Source organism: Cohnella luojiensis (assembly GCF_004564235.1).
Classification (GTDB): Bacteria; Bacillota; Bacilli; order Paenibacillales; family Paenibacillaceae; genus Cohnella; species Cohnella luojiensis.
In genome coordinates, this window is record NZ_SOMN01000005.1 from 140,406 (window position 1) to 159,293 (window position 18,888).

18 protein-coding genes are annotated in these 18,888 nt (G+C 51.3%); all 18 read left to right on the plus strand.

Annotation, left to right across the window (positions count from 1 at the left end):
• The first annotated feature begins 12 nt into the window (after positions 1–12).
• Complete coding sequence (locus tag E2980_RS06555) at positions 13–1,020, plus strand: NAD-dependent 4,6-dehydratase LegB (RefSeq protein ID WP_135151336.1); 1,008 nt, start codon at positions 13–15, stop codon at positions 1,018–1,020.
• 33 nt (positions 1,021–1,053) lie between these two features.
• Positions 1,054–2,241 carry a LegC family aminotransferase gene (locus tag E2980_RS06560; RefSeq protein ID WP_420808617.1) on the plus strand — a complete coding sequence of 396 codons (1,188 nt, stop codon included), beginning with the start codon at positions 1,054–1,056 and terminating at the stop codon, positions 2,239–2,241.
• Complete coding sequence (gene neuC, locus E2980_RS06565; protein ID WP_135151338.1) at positions 2,238–3,401, plus strand: UDP-N-acetylglucosamine 2-epimerase; 1,164 nt, start codon at positions 2,238–2,240, stop codon at positions 3,399–3,401. The genes E2980_RS06560 and neuC overlap by 4 nt, the downstream gene beginning before the upstream one ends.
• Before the next feature lie 33 nt (positions 3,402–3,434).
• Positions 3,435–4,520 carry an N-acetylneuraminate synthase gene (neuB, locus tag E2980_RS06570; RefSeq protein WP_135151339.1) on the plus strand — a complete coding sequence of 362 codons (1,086 nt, stop codon included), beginning with the start codon at positions 3,435–3,437 and terminating at the stop codon, positions 4,518–4,520.
• A complete protein-coding gene (locus tag E2980_RS06575) occupies positions 4,514–5,155 on the plus strand; it encodes an acetyltransferase (RefSeq protein ID WP_135151340.1) in 642 nt (213 codons plus the stop codon). Before neuB ends, E2980_RS06575 begins: the two co-directional genes overlap by 7 nt.
• The gene (locus E2980_RS06580; RefSeq protein WP_135151341.1) at positions 5,152–6,204 is read left to right on the plus strand and encodes a nucleotidyltransferase family protein; all 1,053 of its coding nucleotides are present in this window, start codon (positions 5,152–5,154) and stop codon (positions 6,202–6,204) included. The genes E2980_RS06575 and E2980_RS06580 overlap by 4 nt, the downstream gene beginning before the upstream one ends.
• Positions 6,201–6,893: an acylneuraminate cytidylyltransferase family protein gene (locus E2980_RS06585; protein WP_135151342.1), complete on the plus strand. Its 693-nt coding sequence runs from the start codon at positions 6,201–6,203 to the stop codon at positions 6,891–6,893. The genes E2980_RS06580 and E2980_RS06585 overlap by 4 nt, the downstream gene beginning before the upstream one ends.
• Before the next feature lie 146 nt (positions 6,894–7,039).
• Positions 7,040–7,237 carry a cold shock domain-containing protein gene (locus tag E2980_RS06590; RefSeq protein ID WP_135151343.1) on the plus strand — a complete coding sequence of 66 codons (198 nt, stop codon included), beginning with the start codon at positions 7,040–7,042 and terminating at the stop codon, positions 7,235–7,237.
• Between the two features lie 220 nt (positions 7,238–7,457).
• Positions 7,458–8,021, plus strand: a complete 564-nt coding sequence (hpf, locus tag E2980_RS06595) for a ribosome hibernation-promoting factor, HPF/YfiA family (RefSeq protein ID WP_135151344.1) — start codon at positions 7,458–7,460, stop codon at positions 8,019–8,021.
• Between the two features lie 128 nt (positions 8,022–8,149).
• Complete coding sequence (locus tag E2980_RS06600) at positions 8,150–8,407, plus strand: hypothetical protein (protein WP_135151345.1); 258 nt, start codon at positions 8,150–8,152, stop codon at positions 8,405–8,407.
• Between the two features lie 170 nt (positions 8,408–8,577).
• The gene (gene secA / locus E2980_RS06605) at positions 8,578–11,091 is read left to right on the plus strand and encodes a preprotein translocase subunit SecA (RefSeq protein WP_135151346.1); all 2,514 of its coding nucleotides are present in this window, start codon (positions 8,578–8,580) and stop codon (positions 11,089–11,091) included.
• 62 nt (positions 11,092–11,153) lie between these two features.
• Positions 11,154–12,273 (plus strand): peptide chain release factor 2 gene (prfB, locus tag E2980_RS06610; protein ID WP_205699932.1). Its coding sequence is split into 2 segments (ribosomal slippage): positions 11,154–11,231 and positions 11,233–12,273, totalling 1,119 coding nucleotides; the frame shifts between segments, so codons are not numbered across the junction.
• Between the two features lie 110 nt (positions 12,274–12,383).
• A complete protein-coding gene (locus tag E2980_RS06615; protein WP_135151347.1) occupies positions 12,384–13,301 on the plus strand; it encodes a YitT family protein in 918 nt (305 codons plus the stop codon).
• A gap of 138 nt (positions 13,302–13,439) precedes the next feature.
• Entirely contained in the window at positions 13,440–14,492 is a 1,053-nt protein-coding gene (gene argC, locus E2980_RS06620) for an N-acetyl-gamma-glutamyl-phosphate reductase (RefSeq protein WP_135151348.1), read from the plus strand.
• Positions 14,493–14,522: 30 nt separating this feature from the next.
• Complete coding sequence (argJ, locus tag E2980_RS06625) at positions 14,523–15,752, plus strand: bifunctional ornithine acetyltransferase/N-acetylglutamate synthase (RefSeq protein WP_135151349.1); 1,230 nt, start codon at positions 14,523–14,525, stop codon at positions 15,750–15,752.
• A 14-nt stretch (positions 15,753–15,766) separates the two neighbouring features.
• On the plus strand, positions 15,767–16,558 hold the full coding sequence (gene argB, locus E2980_RS06630) for an acetylglutamate kinase (protein WP_135151350.1): 792 nt from the start codon (positions 15,767–15,769) through the stop codon (positions 16,556–16,558).
• 128 nt (positions 16,559–16,686) lie between these two features.
• Positions 16,687–17,877, plus strand: a complete 1,191-nt coding sequence (locus E2980_RS06635; protein WP_135151351.1) for an acetylornithine transaminase — start codon at positions 16,687–16,689, stop codon at positions 17,875–17,877.
• 20 nt (positions 17,878–17,897) lie between these two features.
• Entirely contained in the window at positions 17,898–18,860 is a 963-nt protein-coding gene (gene argF, locus E2980_RS06640) for an ornithine carbamoyltransferase (RefSeq protein WP_135151352.1), read from the plus strand.
• Positions 18,861–18,888 lie beyond the last annotated feature (28 nt).

Genomic DNA, 18,888 nt, shown 5'->3' on the forward strand with positions numbered 1-18,888 from the left:
GAGCAGCAATTTATGGTTGGATTTCGCAAAGTGTTGGTTACGGGAGCTGACGGCTTTATCGGCTCTCACTTGACAGAAGCGCTCGTTCGTCGAGGATACGACGTGCGCGCTTTTGTACTTTATAACTCTTTTAACACCTGGGGCTGGCTTGATCATTGTTCGGAAGATGTGCGGGGAAGCTTTGAAGTCTTTTCCGGAGATGTAAGAGACCCGCACGGTGTAACTGAGGCGATGAAAGGCTGCGATGCCGTCCTGCATTTGGCGGCACTGATCGCCATTCCATACTCCTACCATTCTCCGGATACTTATGTGGATACGAATATCAAGGGGACGCTAAATGTTCTCCAGGCCGCAAGGCAGCTTGAACTCAGCAAAGTGGTGCATACTTCCACAAGCGAGGTGTATGGAACCGCTCTGTATGTGCCGATAGATGAAAAACACCCTTTGCAAGGACAATCCCCTTATTCCGCGTCCAAAATCGGAGCCGATCAAATGGCTCTTTCGTTTTACCGCTCGTTCGGATTGCCGGTTGGGATCATTCGCCCATTTAACACATATGGTCCCCGCCAGTCAGCCCGGGCCGTCATCCCGACGATCATTACCCAGCTCGCTCAAGGGAAAAATAAAATTAAACTGGGATCCGTCCATCCAACTCGGGATTTCAATTTTGTCGAGGATACCGTCCGCGGATTTATCGCGTTCATGGAATCGGAACGGAGTATCGGAGAAGAGATCAATATCGGAAGCAATTACGAAATATCCGTTGGAGAAACTGCTGACATGATTGCCCGTCTGATGAATGTGGATCTGGAAATGAATATGGATCATCAGCGTTTGCGCCCTGAAAAGAGTGAAGTAGAGCGGCTATGGGCTGACAATCGGAAAGCGGAGTTGCTGCTAAACTGGAAGCCTCAATATGCAGGGCAGTCCGGGTTGGAAACGGGACTTCGACAGACGATCGAGTGGTTCACGCATTCTTCGAATCTGAAACATTATAAAGCCGATTTATACAATATATGAAATTCATCGTGATAAGAGGGAGTCGGTCTCTTGATTAAAGATACACAACTGTTGGGATCGATAATCGTAGACGTGATCAGGCAAATCGCCGGGAGCGATAGCGGGATCCTTTCTTTGCATGAACCCGAATTTTCCGGAAACGAATGGCTATATGTCAAGGAGTGTCTGGATACCGGATGGGTTTCTTCCGCTGGGCGGTTCGTCGACCGATTGGAAAGCGAACTGGCCGCGTTCACGAACTCTCGGCACGCGGTTGCCGTTGTGAACGGTACGGCTGCGCTTCATATCGCTTTGCTATTGTCGGGAGTCAAGCCTGGAGAAGAGGTGATCGTTCCGTCACTCACTTTTGTAGCCACGGCGAATGCGATAGCCTATTGTCAGGCTGTTCCTCATTTTGCGGATGTTTCCTCTTCAACGTTGGGGCTGGATACGATTCGGCTAGGCGAATATTTGCGGGAAATTGGCGAGCGAACGCGCGATGGGGCGTTGTACAACCGGAAAACAGGCAAGCGAATTCGCGCCATCGTCCCTATGCACACATTCGGACATCCTTTAGATATGGAAGCTCTTCTCGATCTTGGGGAGCAATATGGTCTCGCTGTCATCGAGGATGCGGCGGAGTCACTGGGTTCCCTCTATAAAGGCAAATCGACGGGAACCTTCGGTCTTTTTGGAATACTGAGTTTTAACGGAAACAAGATCATGACCACCGGCGGGGGCGGCGCCATTCTCACGCAAGACAAAGAGATGGCCGCTATGGCCAAACATCTGACGACGACCGCCAAAATTCCGCATTCGTGGGCGTTTGAGCATGATCGCGTCGGGTATAACTATCGGATGCCCAACATCAACGCGGCTCTAGGCTGCGCGCAGTTGGAAAAAGTTCCTGAATTTTTGACCCGGAAAAGACGATTGGCGGAAGCTTACGAACAACGTTTTCTGTCGGTGCCAGGTGTTTCTTTCCTCAAAGAACCAGATTATGCGACAAGCAATTACTGGTTGAATGCCATCATTCTGGATAAATCGGATCTAATACTGAGAGATGAAATATTACGGCTCACCAACGAAGCAGGTATATTGACAAGACCGGTGTGGACGCCATTGCATCAACTTCCCATGTATCAACAATGTCCTCGCATGGAATTGCCAGTAACCGCCGATCTACTAGGGAAGATCATTAACCTGCCAAGCGGTCCTTCGATCTTCCGGGAGGGAATATGAGAAAGCTATGTGTAGTAACCGGCTCCCGTGCTGAATACGGGCTGCTTTTCTGGCTCATGAAGGAAATACAGGATGATCCGGAGCTGGGGTTGCAGCTTGTCGTCACTGGAATGCATCTGTCTCCCGAGTTCGGTTTGACGTACCGCCAAATTGAGCAGGACGGCTTACAAATCGATGCGAAGGTGGAAATGCTGCTTTCTAGCGACACTCCGGTCGGACTAACGAAGTCGATGGGGCTGGGACTAATCGGGTTTGCCGATGTGTTTGAACGTCTGCGTCCGGATACCGTAGTATTGCTCGGAGATCGTTATGAAATCATGGTTGCGGCCCAAGCGGCTATGATCGCCAGAATTCCCATCGCCCATCTTCATGGCGGGGAAAGTACCGAGGGAGTTATGGATGAAGCTATCCGACACTCCATATCGAAAATGGCGCATTTGCACTTTACCGCCACGGAGAAATACCGCCAAAGAGTGATTCAATTGGGGGAGCAGCCGGACAAGGTGTTTAATGTGGGAGCCGTAGGATTGGATAATGTTCATCGGTTAACTTTATTGAATCGGGAACAGTTGGAGCAATCGCTTTCATTTGAGCTGGGAATTCGCTGTTTTCTCGTTACCTATCACCCTTTAACGTTGTCCCGTCAATCTCCTGCTGAGTATATGGAAATGCTTCTTCGCGCTCTGGATCATTTCAAGGATGCGAAGATAATCTTCACTAAATCGAATGCCGATACGGACGGTCGCATCATCTCACGGATGATCGATGAATATGTGAACGAGAACCGGGAGCGGGCCGTATCGTTCGTTTCTCTCGGTCAGTTGAAATATTTAAGTCTTCTGAAATATGTGGATGCGGTGATCGGAAATTCGTCCAGCGGCATTATCGAAGTGCCAATGTTTCGCAAACCTACAGTAAACATCGGACAAAGGCAGAAGGGCAGGGTCAAAGGTTCTTCCGTAATCGACTGCGGCGATACATGTCAGGAGATTATTGAATCGGTGCAATTGGCATTGTCTCCGGAATTTCAAGCTAAGCTGCCGGATTGCAAGTCCTTATATGGAGAAGGAAATTCGGCGCCGGTTATTAAAGAGATATTAAAGACAGTTCCTTTGGAAGGAATTTTATTCAAAACTTTTTATGAAGCTAAGATCACATAATCAGCTTATAAAGCTTCTAAAGGAGGTAGTGGAATGAGTTCACCCGTATTCATCATTGCGGAAGCGGGAGTCAATCATAACGGATCGCTTAACCTGGCTCTGAAGCTAGTAGAAAAAGCGGCTGAAGCCGGAGCGGACGCGATAAAATTCCAAACCTTTAAAGCGGACAAGCTCGTTTCTCGGCATGCGGAGAAAGCGGAGTATCAGAAAAAGTTGACGGATCGGAATGAGTCCCAATTGGAAATGATTCGTCGGTTGGAGCTGTCGGTCGCTGATCATCGGGCTATCATCTCTTATTGTCGGGAAAAAGGCATCGAGTTTCTTTCCACTCCTTTCGATGAAGAAAGCTTTCACCTTCTGGTTCATGAATTCGGGTTAAGTAAATTAAAGTTTTCATCCGGAGATTTAACGAACTTGCCTCTGCTGCTGGCGGCAGCTCGATCGGGATGCAAACTTATTCTATCGACGGGCATGGCAACGCTTGGAGAAGTGGAAGAAGCATTGGGAGCGGTGGCATTCGGTTATACAGCCAGCAGAAATGAACAGCCTTCTTTGTCTTCTTTTCACAGTGCATACAGTTCAGTTGCCGGGCAGGAAGCGATCAAGGCCAACGTAATTCTTCTGCACTGCACGACGGAATATCCTGCGCCATATGAAGACGTTCACTTGAACAAAATGATAACCATGGTGCAAGCATTCGGACTGCGCACGGGATATTCCGATCACACCTTGGGGTCCGAAGTTTCGGCAGCGGCTGTTGCGCTGGGTGCGACCGTCGTTGAAAAGCATTTCACGTTGGACAAAACGATGGAAGGCCCCGATCATCAAGCGTCGCTTGAGCCACATGAACTGGCGGAATTCGTGCGTCAGGTGCGAAATGTGGAACGGGCTCTAGGCAGCCGCGTGAAGAAGCCAGCCGTATCGGAATTGAAAAACATCGCTCCGGCAAGAAAGAGCATCGTAGCCTCCCGATCTATTAAAGCGGGAGAACGGCTGGATGAAAACAACCTGACCTTTAAGCGTCCGGGAACCGGGCTTCCACCGTCCGCGTTCTGGGAGTTGCTTGGTCGTACCGCACAGCGATCCTACGAGATAGATGAGTTGATTGAACGATGGTAGATTCGAAGCCTATTATTTTACTTGGCGGCGGCGGCCACGCTCTTGTGTGTTTGGATTTGTTGATTCGCTGCAAACGGCAGATTATCGGTTATGTGGCACTGACGCCTACGGAACAAATGGAGAAGCCGTTGATTCCGTTCCTTGGAAACGAGCTTATTGCCGACGCATACCCGCCGCAAGATTTCGAGCTAGTCAACGGGGTAGGAGGGGCTGTTGGTTCCTCTCGCAGGCAGCATCTATTTGAAGAGATGAAGCGACAAGGCTATTCTTTTGCAACGCTGATTCATGATCATGCGATTGTGGCGGATAGCGCAATCCTTGCTGAAGGCGTACAGGTGATGGCGGGAGCGGTTATTCAGGCTGGAGCTTTGATCGGTGCCAACAGTGTGATCAATACCCGAGCATCTGTCGATCATGAAAGCTGGATCGGCGCCCATACCCATGTTGCGCCGGGAACGACATTGTGTGGCGGCGTCCATGTCGGAAACGGGGTATTGATCGGCGCCGGGTCGACGGTCATCCAGAGTATTTCGATCGGAGAGCGCAGCGTGGTCGGCGCCGGATCGGTCGTCGTGAGAAACGTACCGGCAGACACGCTTGTCGTCGGCGTACCAGCGAAGGAGAGAACCCGATGAAAAAAGTCGAAGATGTATTTATCTCCCAAGAAACAACTATTCTGGAGGCTCTCCAAATTATTGATAGAGGATCGGTGCAAATTGCACTTGTCGTGGATGGCGAACGGCGTTTGATTGGAACCGTTACGGATGGCGACGTTCGGCGGGGTATTTTACGTGGAGTCGGCCTGGATTCACCTGTATCGCAAGTGATGAACCGCGAACCGCGTACAGCTAAGACTGATATGGATCGGGACATGATCTTGAGTGTTATGCAATATTTGAATTTACGCCAATTTCCCGTGCTGGACGAGTCGGGCCGAGTTGTACGGCTTGAGCTGATTGATGAACTGTTGCAGCGGAACAGTCGGGACAACTGGGTCGTGCTTATGGCCGGGGGACTCGGAACGCGGCTGGGAGAACTGACGAAAGACCTTCCAAAGCCATTGCTGAAAGTCGGGACGAAGCCGATTCTGGAAGTGATCTTGGAAAGCTTCATAGCCAACGGATTTCACCGGTTTTATTTATCCGTCAATTACAAAGGGGAAATGCTCAAAGACTACTTTGGAGACGGTTCTCGCTGGGGCGTCGAAATCCGCTATATACATGAGGATAAGCGGTTGGGTACAGCGGGAGCGCTAAGTCTGATTCCGGGAATTCCGGGTCAGCCGTTAATCGTGATGAACGGGGATTTGCTGACCAGGGTGAATTTTCGCCAATTGGTTGATTTCCATTCGGATTCGAAAGCGAAGGCGACGATGTGCGTCCGTGAATACGAGATTCAAATTCCATACGGTGTCGTTCAGGTGGATAATAACAAACTGCGTAAAATCGAAGAAAAACCAATGCAAAAGTTTTTTATCAATGGCGGCATATACGTTTTGGATCCCGAGGTTCTTCACATGATTCCGCAAGACACTTATTTCGATATGCCAAGCCTTTTCGAAGCGATCATCCAAAAGGAACTGCATACATCCGTATTTCCTATCCGAGAGTACTGGATCGATATCGGACGGATGGATGACTTTGAACGGGCGAATGTCGAAGTGTATCAAGAGGGGTTCCTATGATTAACGGTCAAAAAGTGCTGGCCGTCATCCCGGCTCGTGGAGGCTCCAAAGGGGTCCCCCGCAAAAACATCCGCGAACTTGCAGGAAAACCGCTGATCGCATGGACCATTGCCTGTGCATCCTCTTCGCGCTATATTGACCGATGTATCATTAGCACTGACGATTCGGAAATAGCCGAAGTGTCCCGCCGTTTTGGAGGAGATGTTCCGTTTATTCGTCCTGCAGAGCTTGCGCTGGATGATACGCCCGGCATCGATCCTGTGCTGCATGCCATTCGTTCAGTTTCCGGTTATGGTATTATAGTTTTTCTTCAACCAACGTCACCATTGCGGGTTGCTGCCGATATAGATGGTTGTTTGGAGCGTATGGTCGATTCTAGTGCCTCTTCATGCGTATCGGTCACTACAGTGGATAAATCTCCTTTCTGGATGTATCACGTTAATGAACTCGGTACGATGCGACCATTGCTGGATATTGAGGACCGGAACGTTTCTCGTCAAAAGCTTCCTCCCATTTACGTTTTAAACGGGGCTATATACGTTGCAACTCGCGAGCATTTGGAGGAACATAGAGGTTTTTTGCAGCCCGAGACGAAAGCATACATGATGCCCCGGGAAAGGTCTCTGGATATTGACACTTTGTTTGATTTTGCAATGGCCGAAATGCAGATACAACTCATTTCAGACTAGTGTGGGTTTAAACTTTGGAAAACGGAATGACACCGCTTACAAAAAACCGTTGACACAAATCTTTCACAAATGTTATATTCGAAATGTGGGCTGGGCAATTTTGCCTAGACTTAACGTCATTTGAATATGAAGGGAATGTTTAACGCATGCAAGGTAAAGTTAAATGGTTCAACGCAGAAAAAGGTTACGGCTTCATTGAAACAGAGCAAGGCGGCGACGTGTTCGTTCACTTCTCCGCTATTCAAATGGACGGCTACAAAGCTCTTGAAGAAGGCCAAACTGTTGAGTTTGACATCGTTCAAGGCGCAAGAGGCCCTCAAGCGGCTAACGTTACAAGACTGTAATCATACCGACGCATCGTCGTCGAACAATCATACAAGATGTGGCTTTCATGTAGTTAAGCAATGCTGTGCTGCCCTGGAGAAATCCAGGGTTTTTTTATGCGGATTTTCTAATTATTGGCTGGAGAGACAAGTTTTCAGATAATTCAAATTTATTTTCGGAATGTTTTGAAACCCCTCCTCCGGGTATGTTATCATAGAGTCATGCAAAGGAGGAATGCCCATGAAATACAACATTCGTGGCCAACGTTTGGAAGTGACAGATGCTCTTCGTGAGTATGTTGAGAAGAAGCTAAGTCGTCTAGAGCGGTATTTTGAAGCGCCTCCCCAATCAGATGTATCCGTAACCTTAAGCGTCACCAAAGGCCAGCAGGCCATCGAGGTTACCATTCCACTTCCCGGAGCGCTATTGCGCGCAGAGGAGAAAAGAGAGGATATGTACGCATCGATTGACTTTGTAGTGGACAAACTCGAACGGCAAATTCGCAAACACAAAACGAAAATCAACCGTAATTTCCGGGAAGCCGGTTCGGCAAGGGCTCTCTTTAAGGAGGATTTCGGCAACGGCCAAGCCGTTACTACGCTCGCAAGGGATGAAGAGGACGATCTGGAGCTCGTTCGTACGAAACGCTTTAATTTGAAACCGATGGACGTTGAAGAAGCGATTCTTCAAATGAATCTGGTAGGGCACAATTTCTACGTATTCGCGAATACGGAAACGAAAGAAGTAAGCGTCGTGTATCGCAGGAACGACGGCAAATACGGACTAATCGAATCCGCTGAATAAATACATTGAATATATGTAAGCCTCGGCTCCCATTGCCGGGGCTTTTTTGCGCAATGAACAAACGTAGACATATGAAATAATGATGTAAATTAATCAATCTGCTATAATGCAATAAAGGGGCTGATCATGTGGATGAAACGAAAGAAATCCTTTTAGCTATCAAACATGTCGTCGAAGTCATGGATGCAAAAATCACCTCTATTCAACATGATGTAGCCGTATTGAAGTCGGATGTAGCCGTATTGAAGTCGGATGTAGCCGTATTGAAGTCGGATGTAGCCGAGTTGAAAAAAGGCCAAGAAAGACAAGACCGCATTTTAGAGTCCTTGGCACTTCATTCTCTGGAGCAAGAAACGGTAATTAGGGAGTTGCAGAGAAGCAAGTGACGACTTTGCACCAAGAATAATCATACATCTGCGCGACCGGGATACTTTGATCCTAATCGCGCTTTTTTGCTGCGCCTACCATTTCCAATAGCCCTTCCTTGCCCCCTTTTCCCCAAACTGATAAAATGAGAAGATGTTGTTAGACCCGCGAGAGAGAGGGGTACATCCTAATGCTGGGACTTGTTAAAAAAATATTCGGAGATGCCAATGAACGTGAAGTGAAGCGGCTGCTTAAAACAGTCGATCAGATCAATGGCTTGGAGTCTTCCGTTGCACCGCTAAACGATGAACAACTTCGCGCGAAGACGGATGAATTCCGCGGCCGCATCGCCAAAGGCGAGTCCCTTGATGATATTCTTCCAGAGGCGTTCGCCGTTGTCAGAGAAGCGTCCAAACGCGTGCTGAAGATGCGTCATTTCGACGTGCAATTAATCGGCGGTATGGTGCTGCACCACGGCAAGATCGCCGAGATGAAAACGGGCGAAGGGAAGACGCTGGTCGGAACTCTAGCCGTTTATTTGAATGCCCTTCAAGGCGAAGGCGTGCACGTCGTCACCGTCAACGATTATCTTGCCCAACGCGATAGCGCACTTATGGGACAAATCTATTCATTCCTAGGTATGACCGTCGGCTGTAACTTACATGGCCTTACCCATGAAGAGAAACAGGAAGCGTACGCTTGCGACATTACTTATGGTACGAATAACGAATTCGGATTCGATTACCTGCGAGACAACATGGTCCTTTACAAAGAACAGATGGTTCAGCGCCCGCTGCAATACGCTATCATCGATGAAGTGGATTCCATTCTCGTCGACGAGGCTCGGACTCCGCTAATCATTTCGGGGCAAGCGCAGAAGTCTACCGAGTTGTATTACGCCGCAGATCGGATGATCAGCCGTCTTACGGACGTCGAAGATTTCACGGTGGATATCAAAATGCGCAGCGTAGCCCTGACCGAAGCAGGGGTTACGAAAGTGGAACGCGCCTTCAATATCGAGAACCTGTTCGCTCATGACAACGTGACGCTTAACCATCATATCAATCAGGCACTCCGCGCTAGATATATCATGAAACGCGATGTCGATTATGTCGTTCAAGAGGACGAAGTCGTCATCGTCGATGAATTTACGGGACGTCTGATGGCGGGTCGACGTTATAGCGAAGGCCTTCATCAAGCAATCGAGGCGAAAGAACAGCTGACCGTACAGAACGAGAGCATGACGCTCGCGACGATTACGTTCCAGAACTATTTCCGGATGTATCGCAAGCTGGCCGGCATGACCGGTACGGCAAAGACGGAGGAAGAAGAGTTCAAGCGTATATATGGCTTGGATGTTATTCAGGTGCCGACGAACCGTCAAATGATTCGAAGCGATATTCCGGACGTCGTCTACAAATCGGAGAATGGCAAGTACCGTGCCGTTGTCGAAGAAATCGTGCGCCGTCATGCGACGGGACAACCCGTGCTCGTCGGTACCGTTTCGATCGAGAACTCCGAGCGCATCTCGGAGATGCTGAAGAAGAAGGGCATCCAGCACAAGGTGCTGAATGCGAAGTACCATGCAGAGGAAGCTGAGATCATCTCGGGAGCCGGACAGCATGGCACCGTTACGATCGCCACGAACATGGCCGGACGGGGAACGGATATTCATCTCGGAACTGGCGTGGTCGAGACTGGCGGACTTCATATTATGGGTACCGAGCGCCATGAATCCCGCCGGATCGATAACCAGCTGCGGGGTCGTGCGGGTCGCCAAGGGGACCCTGGTTCTTCGCAATTTTACCTGTCGATGCAGGATGAGCTCATGCGCCGTTTCGGCGCGGACAATATCATGGGCATGATGGAGCGTCTGGGCTTTGACGAGGATTCCCCGATCGAGAGCCGCCTGATCTCCCGCGCCATCGAGTCCGCTCAGAAGCGCGTAGAAGGCAACAACTTCGATACTCGCCGAATCGTACTCCAATACGATGACGTCATTAACCTGCAACGGGAGAAGATTTACGGAGATCGCCGCGCAATTCTTAGCTCCGACAATATCCGCGACGTCATTACCGGAATGATCCGGTCCGTCATCACCCGTGCGGTAGATAGCCATTGCTCCGAAAGCGACGTGCCGGAAGATTGGGATATGGATAGCCTCGTAACTTACGCTCATGCGCATTTCTTGCCTGAGGATCGCCTGAGCAAGGATGACTTGTGGGGCAAGGAAAAAGAAGAGATCGTCGAATTCCTCTTGGAGCAAGTCGAGAAATTATACGATGAGCGCGAGGAGACTATCGGCGTCGACACGATGCGCGAATTCGAGAAGGTAGTCGTACTACGCGCCGTAGATAGCAAATGGATGGACCATATCGATTCCATGGATCATCTGCGCCAAGGGATTCACTTGCGCGCTTACGGCGGAAACGATCCGCTTCGCGAGTATCAATTCGAAGGCCATAACATGTTCCTGGCCATGATCGAGCGCATCGAAGAAGAAATTACGATGTATATCATGCGGGCTCAAGTACAGACGCCTCCTAAGCGCGAGGCGGTGGCGGAAGGCCAAGCCGTCGACGCGAAAGCGGAGGAAGGTCCGAAGAAGCCGAAGACCCGCAGCGCAAACGCGGTTGGACGGAATGATCCATGCCCGTGCGGAAGCGGGAAGAAATACAAATTGTGCCACGGTCGCATAGAATAGACCTAAGCTGAGCGTTCCGTTCGCTAAGCTGCATGCACAAGACTTCATGAGGTGATTTCAACATGTTCGAGCTAGACGTATCGGTTAAGCAAGACCTTCGCGGAAACGCGAAGCGACTTCAGCAACTCAGGGGGTCGCTTTGACTTAGATCTGAAGAAAGAACAGATCGAGAACTATGAAGTCAAGATGAGCGAGTCTGATTTCTGGGACGACAACGAGAAGGCGCAAGCCACCATCGGCGAGATGAACGCCCTTAAAGCGGTCGTCGATCAATTCGAGGGTTTAGAGAGCGAATGCAAGGATCTAGAGGATATGCTTGAGATTCTGGAAGAGGAATCCGACGAATCTATGGCAACCGAATGGACGGATAGCGTGAAGGGTCTGACCGCCAAGGTCGACTCCTTCGAGCTTCAGCTCCTGCTCAACCAGCCTTATGACAAGCTCGATGCCATCCTGGAGCTTCATCCCGGAGCTGGCGGTACCGAGTCGCAGGATTGGGCGCAGATGTTATATCGGATGTATACGAGATGGGCGGAGAAGCGCGGCTTCAAGGTCGAACTGCTCGATTATCTTCCTGGAGACGAAGCGGGAATCAAGAGCGTCACGATACTCGTCAAAGGCCATAACGCATATGGATATCTCAAAGCGGAGAAAGGCGTTCACCGGCTCGTGCGGATATCTCCGTTCGACGCATCGGGCAGACGTCACACTTCCTTCGTATCCTGCGATGTCGTTCCCGAGATCAATGACGAGATTAATATTGAGATTCGTCAGGAGGATTTGCGGGTCGATACTTACCGTGCCAGTGGAGCCGGAGGCCAGCATATCAACAAGACGGACTCAGCCATCCGAATCACGCATATCCCGACGGGTATCGTGGTAGCTTGCCAGACCCAGCGTTCCCAGATTCAGAACCGTGACAAGGCCATGAAGATGCTCCAGTCCAAGCTCTACGAGCTGAAGATTCAGGAGCAGCAGAAGGAACTGGCGGAAGTGCGCGGGGAACAGATGGAGATCGCATGGGGGAGCCAGATTCGCTCTTACGTTTTCCACCCGTACAGCATGGTCAAGGATCACCGCACTTCTGTGGAAACCGGCAACATCGGAGCGGTCATGGACGGCGACCTCAATGCCTTCATTGACGGCTACCTCAGGAGCCAGATCAAGCAGGAAGTTCAATAGAAATGCATAGCTTACCCGGAAACTTCTTACACTGAACAGGTGTGGGAAGTTTTCTTAGTATAACGACGACTTTAACGAGGTAATGCATAAACTTGGAAAGAGGAACATCCATGTCCGCGACACCAGATCATGAAAGATCAGTAATCCCCACGCTAACCAACAAGAGAGCAACTCCGCGGTTCTCGCGTGGCGTAAGAACGCTGTTTAGCTACCTGGCTATGCTGGTCGGTTCTTTTTTCATAGCGGCCAGCTTTAATCTGTTCCTATTGCCTAACCGGATTGCTTCGGGGGGAGTGTCGGGCATTTCCATCATCCTGAACACGCTCACCCAGATTCCTCCTGCCTATACGCAATGGGCGCTTAACATTCCGCTTTTCGTAGCGGGCGTTCTTGTACTCGGCAAACAGTTTGGCGTGAAAACGGCGATTGGCTCCGTCGTGCTCCCGTTGTTCGTGCTGATGACCGCCCATTGGACTCCTCCGACTGAAGATCCTCTTCTTGGGGCCCTATATGGCGGTCTCGGCGTTGGGATTGGTCTCGGACTCGTGTTTCGGGGAAGAGGCTCGACCGGCGGATTGGACGTGGCCGCTCAGATTGTTCACCGGGTCCTCGGCATTCGGCTCGGACTAGCGGTCGCCGCTCTCGACGGCCTTGTCATTTTATCCGCCGGTTTATTCATTTCTCTGGAGAACGCGCTCTATGCGTTGATCGGTTTATTTGCTACGAGCAAGACTATCGATATCATTCAGTCCGGACTTCAAACCTCGAAAGCGGCGTTTATCATATCCAAGAACCCGGATCGCGTAACTAGTGCGATTCTCCATGAGTTGGACCGAGGACTTACGAAGCTGCAGGGGGTTGGGGGATATACCGGCGATGACCGTCCTGTGTTGTTAGCTGTGGTAGCGCAGAATGAAGTAGTAAGATTGAAGCTGCTCGTCCGCGATGCGGATCCGGATGCTTTCGTCATCATCACCAATGCCGCGGAAGTGTTGGGCGAAGGATTCCACGATGAAAGGATATTATAACGGAGCAATTCACGGGTTAAAAAGGGAGTCTAAAAATGTTTCCAACCATTGAATAAATAATACATACAGTGTATAATCATACATAGTTATTAATTGAGAAGCTTCGTTCCTAGGTATGGGGAAATCGGGGGAATCATTATGTCATCATCACAAATCCGCGCGGCTATCGTTGGATCTACAGGCTACGGCGGCGTCGAACTTATTCGCTTACTGCAATCTCATCCAAAGGTGACCGTCACTTCGGTGATTTCCTCTTCTAATTCAGGAGCGCCTATTGCGGAGGGTTTTCCACATTTAACGGAAATTCGTACCGACCTGCTAGACGGGATCGACGTGGAGCTCATCCGTGCCAAGGCTGACGTGGTTTTCCTTGCGACGCCGCACGGCATCAGCATGAAGCTGGCACCGGATTTCCTTGATGCCGGTCTTAAGGTCATCGACTTGTCCGGCGATTTCCGATTAAAGTCCGGCGATACTTACAAGCAATGGTATAAGCATGAACCGGCCGATCAAACGCTAGTAGAACGCGCGGTATACGGTTTGGCTGAGGTTTACGGCGAGCAGGTGGCCAACTCGGATTTCATCTCCAATCCCGGATGCTTTACGACGACGTCTCTCCTCGGATTATATCCGGCGGTCAAGTCAGGTTGGATTAACCCGGACAGCATTATCATTGACGCGAAGTCCGGCGTGTCCGGAGCGGGACGGGGATTGAATCTAAGCTCCCATTACTCCGAGATTAACGAGAACTTCAAGGCTTACAAAATAAACAAGCACCAGCACACGCCGGAGATCGAGCAAGTGCTTACGGAAGCGGCGGGACGCCCCGTCATCACGACGTTCACGACGCATCTCGTGCCGATGACGAGAGGGATCATGTGCACGATGTACGCCACGCTGACCGAAAGACGTTCAAGCGCGGAATTCGTGGAGCTATACCGGCAATTTTATGAAGGCCGCAAGTTCGTCCGCATTCGTCCGGACGGCAATTGGCCGGCGACTAAAGAAGTATACGGCACGAATTACTGCGACATCGGCTTTTCCGTCGACGAGAGAACGGGACGCATTACTTTCATATCGGTTACCGACAATTTGGTCAAGGGAGCGGCCGGTCAAGCGATTCAAAATCTAAATTTGCTAATGAAATGGGACGAAACCCTCGGGCTTCAATTCACGCCGGTTTACCCTTAATTAGCGGATGAGAGGAACGGACTTGTTATCATGGGACACAAGAGTTACTCCATAGTGGAAGGCGGAGGCGTTACGACGCCTAAGGGCTTTAAAGCCGGAGGCCTTCATTGCGGTTTGAAAAAAACGGATCGCCACGATCTCGGAATGATCGTTTGCGAGGTTCCCGCGGCTGCGGCAGCCGTATATACGACCAACTTGTTTCAAGCGGCACCGCTTCTGGTGACTCGCGAATCTCTAAGCGAAGGCGGCACCCTGCGCGCGGTTATCGTGAACAGCGGCAACGCCAACGCATGTACGGGAGAGCAAGGGGAAACCGACGCCCGCGCGATGCAGGCGAATACGGCGGAAGCGCTAGGAGTGAGTAAGGATCAGGTAGCCGTCGCTTCGACCGGCGTCATCGGGGAGTTGCTGAAGATGGATCGGGTAATTCCCGGCATCGAGAAGCTTCCCGGGAGGTTGCGATCGGACATTCAAGGCTCGGACGATTTCTGCCAGGCAATTCTGACGACGGATCTCGTGAAAAAGGTAAGCTGCGTGTCCCTATCGGTAGATGGCCGGCAAGTGACGATCGCGGGCGCTGCCAAAGGCTCGGGGATGATTCATCCGAACATGGCGACGATGCTCGGATTCGTTACGACGGATGCGCGGATTGGGTCCGCCCTTCTGCAAGAAGTTCTTCGCGAAGTAACGAACGTCAGCTTCAACATGATTACCGTCGATGGCGATACGAGCACGAACGATATGCTGGTGGCGATGGCAAGCGGATTAGCGGAAAATGAGGAGCTTACCCGGAACCACCCTGACTTCCCGGCGTTCGTGGACGGCTTACGGCATGTGTGCGCGGAACTGGCCAAGGCAATCGCGCGCGACGGCGAAGGGGCGACGAAATTAATCGAGACGACCGTTATCGGCGCTGCAAGCGACGAAGCGGCGCAAGCGATCGCGAAGACGATCATCGGCTCTAGCTTGGTTAAGTCGGCGGTTTATGGAGCTGACGCCAACTGGGGAAGGATTATCGCCGCGGTCGGCCGGGCAGGACAGCCGGTTAACGTGGGTACGGTAGACATCCGTCTGGGGAATATTCTGGTGCTGGAGCAGTCGCGGCCGATTCCCTTCGACGAAGAAATAGCATTAGAGTACTTAAAAGGCGATACCGTCGGCATCAACGTCAACCTGAACATGGGAAGCGGGCAAGCGACGGCATGGGGCTGTGACCTCACGTACGATTACGTTCGCATCAACGCCGCATATCGGACGTAAGGAGGTCGCGACGCATGAAGGATCAACGTTTTGTAATGAAATGCGGCGGAAGCACGCTAGCCGCGTTGCCGGATGCTTTTTTCGAGGATTTGCGCGACATGCAGGAGAAAGGCATTCAGCCCGTCATCGTGCATGGCGGAGGTCCGGCAATCAACGAGACGCTCGGGAAGCTTGGCATCGAAAGCCGATTCGTGGGCGGATTACGCGTGACGGATGAGCCTACGCTAGACGTCGTTGAGATGGTGCTGGCGGGACGCATCAATAAGGAAATCGTTCGCAAGCTGCAGAAGAACGGCGCCCAGGCGATCGGGCTATCGGGTACGGACGGTAAGCTTATCTTGGCGAAACCTGTGGCGAATGCCCACGAAGTCGGGCTTGTCGGCGACGTAACCGGAGTGAACGCGTCGTTGGTAGAGGGCATCATCGAGCTTGGTTTTATCCCGGTCATTGCTCCGATCGGCATCGATGAAGAAGGCCAACGTTATAACATCAATGCGGATACCGCGGCTGGCGCAGTCGCCTCTGAGCTGGGTGTGGATACGATGATCGTCGTGACGGACGTTCCGGGGATCATGCGCACGGTGGACGGGGAGAAAATCGTTTTGCCGCAGGTTACTTTCGCAGACATAGAAGAAATGATCCGAAGCGAGGAAATTTACGGCGGCATGATTCCGAAGGTTCGAGCTGCGATGAGCTGTCTGCACGGCAACGTCAAAGAAGTGCTGATCGTCAACGGCTCCGCGGATCGCGTGCTTAGCCGAGCGGTGACGGAAGGCGACATTGGTACACGGATCATACGGTCTTAAGTCATTTTTGGACAATAAGAAAGTATAAGTTTCTAAGTCCTTATACTCATCTTATCGCTCGATACAAACGTATACTGCCGTCCAATGGCCGGCGAAGCCGTTTTACTAGGGAAAAAGGAGTGATCGGGATGAGTGACAGCGCGTTGTTTCCGACCTATGCGAGGTTTCCAATCACGTTGGTGAAAGGAAAAGGAAGCCGGCTATGGGATGATCAAGGGAAGGAATATCTTGATTTTATGAGCGGCTTAGCGGTTACGAACTTAGGGCACGTGCCGGACGCCGTCAAGAACGCTCTCGTTCAGCAGCTCGACCAGCTGTGGCACGTATCCAACCTGTTCAGTAATCCGACCCAAGAGAAGGCGGCGAGATTGCTTGTCGATAACAGTTGCGCCGACGCGGTGTTCTTCTGCAACAGCGGCGCGGAAGCGAACGAAGCGGCGATCAAGATCGCGCGCCGTTATCACCAGAAGGTAAAAGGCAACGACCGGTACGAGATCATTACGTTTAATCAATCGTTCCATGGTCGCACTTTGGCGACGCTGACCGCAACGGGGCAAGATAAAGTGAAGGAAGGTTTCCTGCCTTTGCCGGAAGGCTTTCGCCATGTGCCTCTTCACGATATCGATGCTTTGGAAGCGACGGTGAACGACAAGACGGCTGCCGTTATGCTGGAGCTGGTCCAAGCCGAAGGCGGAGTTATCCCCGTCGATCAGGACTTCTTGCGGAAAGTGCGCGCGCTGTGCGATCGTCACGGGATTCTGCTTATTTTGGATGAAATCCAGACCGGCATGGGCCGTACGGGCAAGCTGTTCGCTTATGAACACTATGACGTGGAACCGGACGTATTCACCTTAGCCAAAGGAATCGGAAGCGGGTTCCCGGTCGGAGCGATGCTCGCTAAAGCTCATGTTAAACAGGCTTTCGTGCCCGGTGCCCATGCGACGACCTTCGGAGGAACTCCGATCGCCATGGCTGCCGTCGCGGCCACGATCGAAACGATGCTCAAGGAGAAAGTCGTAGAACGAGCGGCAGAAGCTTCCGATTATCTCATGGCACGGCTGCAAGAGAAAGTAAGCGGTCTGCCGAACGTAACGGGAATTCGCGGCAAAGGGCTGCTGATCGGTATCGTCTGCACCGGACCAGTCGCAGAAGCGCTTGCGGAGCTGCATAACCGCGGATTGTTGGTCGTGCCTGCGGGTCCTAACGTCATCCGGTTGCTCCCGAACCTGCTCGTTACTCGCGAGGATATCGATACGGCGGTAAGTTTAATCGCGTCCGTGCTTACGGAACAGGCGGCGGCGAAGTCCGTCAGCCCTTAAGGATAAAGGAGGGTTTTGCTATGACATCCACGACGGCAAACCTGGAAGATATGGCATTGCAGTTGAAAGGCCGCGATTTTCTGGGCCTTATCGATTACTCGCCGGAAGAAATCCGTTATTTGCTGGATTTAGCCATCGAGCTTAAGCGCAAGCAGAAATCCGGAGAGGTATACCAACCGCTCAAAGGGAAGTCACTGGGGATGATTTTCGAAAAATCGTCCACCCGCACGCGAGTTTCCTTCGAAGTCGGAATGTATCAACTGGGCGGTCAAGCGTTATTTTTAAGCAAGAACGACATTCAGATGGGACGCGGGGAGACGATTCGCGATACCGCTCAGACGATGTCCCGGTATTTGGACGGCATCATCATACGTACGTTCGGTCATCGCAACGTAGTCGAGCTAGCTCGCGGAGCGACCGTTCCGGTCATTAACGCTTTGTCCGACCAATCGCATCCATGCCAAGCGCTTGCGGATTACCAGACGGTGCTCGAGATGAAGGGTAAGCTGGAAGGCCTTAAGATTTCCTACATCGGAGACGGCAACAACATGACCCATTCCTTGATGATGGGAGCGGCTAAGCTGGGCATGCATTTCACCAGCGCTTCCCCCGCAGGGTATGAACCCGCTGCCGACATCATTCAACTGGCTAAAGAAGCTGCAGCCCAAACCGGTGGACGCATAGATGTACTGAGAGATCCTCGCGAAGCCGTCGAAGGCGCCGATATCATCTACACGGACGTCTGGGCAAGCATGGGTTTCGAGGAAGAGCAGAAGGAACGCGAGAAGGCGTTTAAGGACTATCAAGTCAACGAGCAGCTCGTGAAGCATGCAAAGTCCGACTATATGTTCATGCATTGCCTGCCTGCCCATCGCGGGGAAGAAGTAAGCGAAGGCGTAATCGACGGCAAGCATTCTGTTATTTTCGACGAAGCCGAGAATCGCCTGCACGCGCAGAAAGCGGTCATGGCCGCGATTATGTAGGTAGGGACATCAATCAAGACTAAAGGAG

Excerpts from the sequence above, each read along its gene's own strand:
- E2980_RS06555 (WP_135151336.1), top strand. The coding sequence starts at position 13 with ATGGTTGGATTTCGCAAAGTGTTGGTTACGGGAGCTGACGGCTTTATC.
- neuC (WP_135151338.1), top strand. The coding sequence starts at position 2,238 with ATGAGAAAGCTATGTGTAGTAACCGGCTCCCGTGCTGAATACGGGCTG.
- neuB (WP_135151339.1), top strand. The coding sequence starts at position 3,435 with ATGAGTTCACCCGTATTCATCATTGCGGAAGCGGGAGTCAATCATAAC.
- E2980_RS06575 (WP_135151340.1), top strand. The coding sequence starts at position 4,514 with ATGGTAGATTCGAAGCCTATTATTTTACTTGGCGGCGGCGGCCACGCT.
- E2980_RS06580 (WP_135151341.1), top strand. The coding sequence starts at position 5,152 with ATGAAAAAAGTCGAAGATGTATTTATCTCCCAAGAAACAACTATTCTG.
- E2980_RS06585 (WP_135151342.1), top strand. The coding sequence starts at position 6,201 with ATGATTAACGGTCAAAAAGTGCTGGCCGTCATCCCGGCTCGTGGAGGC.
- E2980_RS06590 (WP_135151343.1), top strand. The coding sequence starts at position 7,040 with ATGCAAGGTAAAGTTAAATGGTTCAACGCAGAAAAAGGTTACGGCTTC.
- hpf (WP_135151344.1), top strand. The coding sequence starts at position 7,458 with ATGAAATACAACATTCGTGGCCAACGTTTGGAAGTGACAGATGCTCTT.
- secA (WP_135151346.1), top strand. The coding sequence starts at position 8,578 with ATGCTGGGACTTGTTAAAAAAATATTCGGAGATGCCAATGAACGTGAA.
- E2980_RS06615 (WP_135151347.1), top strand. The coding sequence starts at position 12,384 with ATGTCCGCGACACCAGATCATGAAAGATCAGTAATCCCCACGCTAACC.
- argC (WP_135151348.1), top strand. The coding sequence starts at position 13,440 with ATGTCATCATCACAAATCCGCGCGGCTATCGTTGGATCTACAGGCTAC.
- argJ (WP_135151349.1), top strand. The coding sequence starts at position 14,523 with ATGGGACACAAGAGTTACTCCATAGTGGAAGGCGGAGGCGTTACGACG.
- argB (WP_135151350.1), top strand. The coding sequence starts at position 15,767 with ATGAAGGATCAACGTTTTGTAATGAAATGCGGCGGAAGCACGCTAGCC.
- E2980_RS06635 (WP_135151351.1), top strand. The coding sequence starts at position 16,687 with ATGAGTGACAGCGCGTTGTTTCCGACCTATGCGAGGTTTCCAATCACG.
- argF (WP_135151352.1), top strand. The coding sequence starts at position 17,898 with ATGACATCCACGACGGCAAACCTGGAAGATATGGCATTGCAGTTGAAA.